General features: G+C 69.9%; 3 protein-coding genes and 1 pseudogene. 3 read left to right on the top strand and 1 reads right to left on the bottom strand.

Annotation, left to right across the window (positions count from 1 at the left end):
* Positions 1–350 (bottom strand): annotated as a pseudogene (locus B9G38_RS18630) (CheF family chemotaxis protein); the annotation flags it as partial.
* A 292-nt stretch (positions 351–642) separates the two neighbouring features.
* On the opposite strand from B9G38_RS18630, the gene fer reads away from it, so the two are divergent.
* From fer to B9G38_RS15110, 3 genes are all read left to right on the top strand, one after another.
* A complete protein-coding gene (gene fer / locus B9G38_RS15120) occupies positions 643–1,032 on the top strand; it encodes a ferredoxin Fer (RefSeq protein ID WP_086220925.1) in 390 nt (129 codons plus the stop codon).
* A 214-nt stretch (positions 1,033–1,246) separates the two neighbouring features.
* Positions 1,247–1,639 carry an Htur_1727 family rSAM-partnered candidate RiPP gene (locus B9G38_RS15115; RefSeq protein ID WP_086220924.1) on the top strand — a complete coding sequence of 131 codons (393 nt, stop codon included), beginning with the start codon at positions 1,247–1,249 and terminating at the stop codon, positions 1,637–1,639.
* Positions 1,636–2,139: radical SAM protein (locus B9G38_RS15110; protein ID WP_143415506.1), on the top strand; the 504-nt coding region annotated here is incomplete at its 3' end. The genes B9G38_RS15115 and B9G38_RS15110, both read left to right, overlap by 4 nt.

The following is a 2,139-nucleotide window of genomic DNA, read 5'->3' as shown; positions in this document are numbered from 1 at the left end:
ACCGACACCGAGGCACGGTGGTCGGTCGCGTCCGTGACGCGGCCGCCGACCTTCGCCGGGTGACGCACCGTGACGGTGACGTTCCGCAACAGGGCCTTGAACAGGAGCCTGACGAACTTGTCCATGTCGTCCGGTTCGCCCTCCACGAGCGCCGAGCGCCGCGACCCGTCGCGCTCGTACGCGACGGTGACGCTGTCGCTGAAAAACGAGCGCAGGTCGCCCGGGACGCTCCCGACGACGACGTCGAACACCCGCGAGAGCGGGACCGTCTCCTTCCCGCCGTCCGTCGCGATCACTAACCGCCGCTGGCTCAGCAGGACGCGGCCCGTCACCGGCTCGTCGGTTCCGATGCTCGCCGCGTGGACGCGGCCGACGAAGTCGGCGACGACGGACTCCTCCATCGGTACGTCGTGGGCGCCGTACGCTATTTATTGTTACTCACCCCGTATCAGTCGTGATATCGAGCTGTCACGCGACCCGTCGCGGTCGGATCCGGGCGGCGGGGGGCCGGCAGCGGGACGCTCCGCGACGCATCGCCGTCGCCGAGAAGCGCCGAACGTGTTCGCCCGTCCGGCACGCGTCTCGGGGGCGTCGGCTGGGGAACAGCAAAGCCTAATGAGGTGGGCAACAAACCGGCAGGTGATGCCCACAGTAGAATACCTCAACTACGAAGTGCTCGACGACCACGGCTGGTCGATGGACGACGACGACCTCTTCGAGGAGGCGGCCGACGCCGGCCTCGACGAGGAAGACTACGGTACCCTCGAAGTGAACCAGGGCGAGTACATCCTCGAATCGGCCGAGGCGCAGGGCTACGACTGGCCCTTCTCGTGCCGCGCCGGCGCCTGCGCGAACTGCGCGTCCATCGTCAAGAAGGGCGACATCGAGATGGACATGCAGCAGATCCTCTCCGACGAGGAGGTCGAGGAGAAGAACGTCCGCCTCACCTGTATCGGCAGCCCGGCCACCGACGAGGTCAAGATCGTCTACAACGCGAAACACCTCGACTACCTGCAGAACCGCGTCATCTGATCGGCTCTCTCCTGCGGTGACCGGCCGTTCTCACGCGGGATCGCGCCGCTAGCGGTCCTCGCATCTCTCCGATCCGGTAGCGGCGCGCACGTCGCTCGGGCTCGCGGCGCTCCTCAGTGACCGCGCCGCGCTCCGCGGCCGAACCTGTTCGGGCGCATTTCGCGGCCGTGAGAACGCGCGAAACCCCGTTCGGGAGACCGTCCGTATCGGGGGTATGGTCGAGAAGACGGACCGTAGCGAGGGCGCGAACGGCCCCCGGTCGGCCGACGGTCGCCGGTTCGAGGTGTTCGTCCGCGAGGAGGAGTCGGACCCGCTCCGCCACGTCGGCACCGTCGCCGCGCCGACGCCCGACGTCGCGCACGAGGAGGCGAGCAAGCTGTTCGCGTGGTACGCCCGCGACGTGTGGGTGTGTCCGGCCGCGGAGGTGTCCCGGTACTCCGCCGAGTCGCTCGCGGGAGACGACGAGGGGGCGGGCGATTCGGCGGCGCCCGACGACGTCGACGACGCCGACGAACCGCGCGTCTACGAGGAGACCGAGGGGACGCCGACGGCCGCGTCCGGCGGCGCCCCCGCGGCCGACGCCGACGACGCGGAGGGGTCGCGATGATCTCCGTCAGCAAGCTGCTCTGCGGGCTCGACGCCGAGAGCGACGGGCTCCGCTACGACGCCGCCGACGGGTCGAAGAAGCCCCAGATCACGGACGAGAAACAGCGACGCCCCGTCGTCGTCTGGAACACCACGAAGCGGTGTAACCTCTACTGCGAGCACTGCTACGCCGGCGCGGACACGGAGGGCGCTCCGAACGAGCTGTCGACCGCCGAGGGGAAGGCCCTGATCGACGACCTCGCCGAGTTCGGCGTCCCCGTCCTCCTCTTCTCCGGCGGCGAGCCACTCGTCCGGGAGGACCTCGCCGAGCTGATCGCGTACGCCGACGACAGCGGGATCCGGCCGGTCCTCTCGACGAACGGGACCCTCCTCACCCGCGAGCGGGCCCGGGAGCTGAAGGCGGCCGGGCTCAAGTACGCCGGCGTCTCCGTCGACGGGCTCCCCGAGCGCAACGACCGCATCCGGGGCGAGGAGGGCGCGTTCGACGCCGCCGTCAGGGGG

The organism is Halorubrum sp. SD612 (assembly GCF_002135005.1).
This window is presented reverse-complemented; position numbering and strand designations above follow the sequence as displayed.

Coding starts and splice junctions, on each gene's coding strand:
- fer (WP_086220925.1), top strand. CDS start 643: ATGCCCACAGTAGAATACCTCAACTACGAAGTGCTCGACGACCACGGC.
- B9G38_RS15115 (WP_086220924.1), top strand. CDS start 1,247: ATGGTCGAGAAGACGGACCGTAGCGAGGGCGCGAACGGCCCCCGGTCG.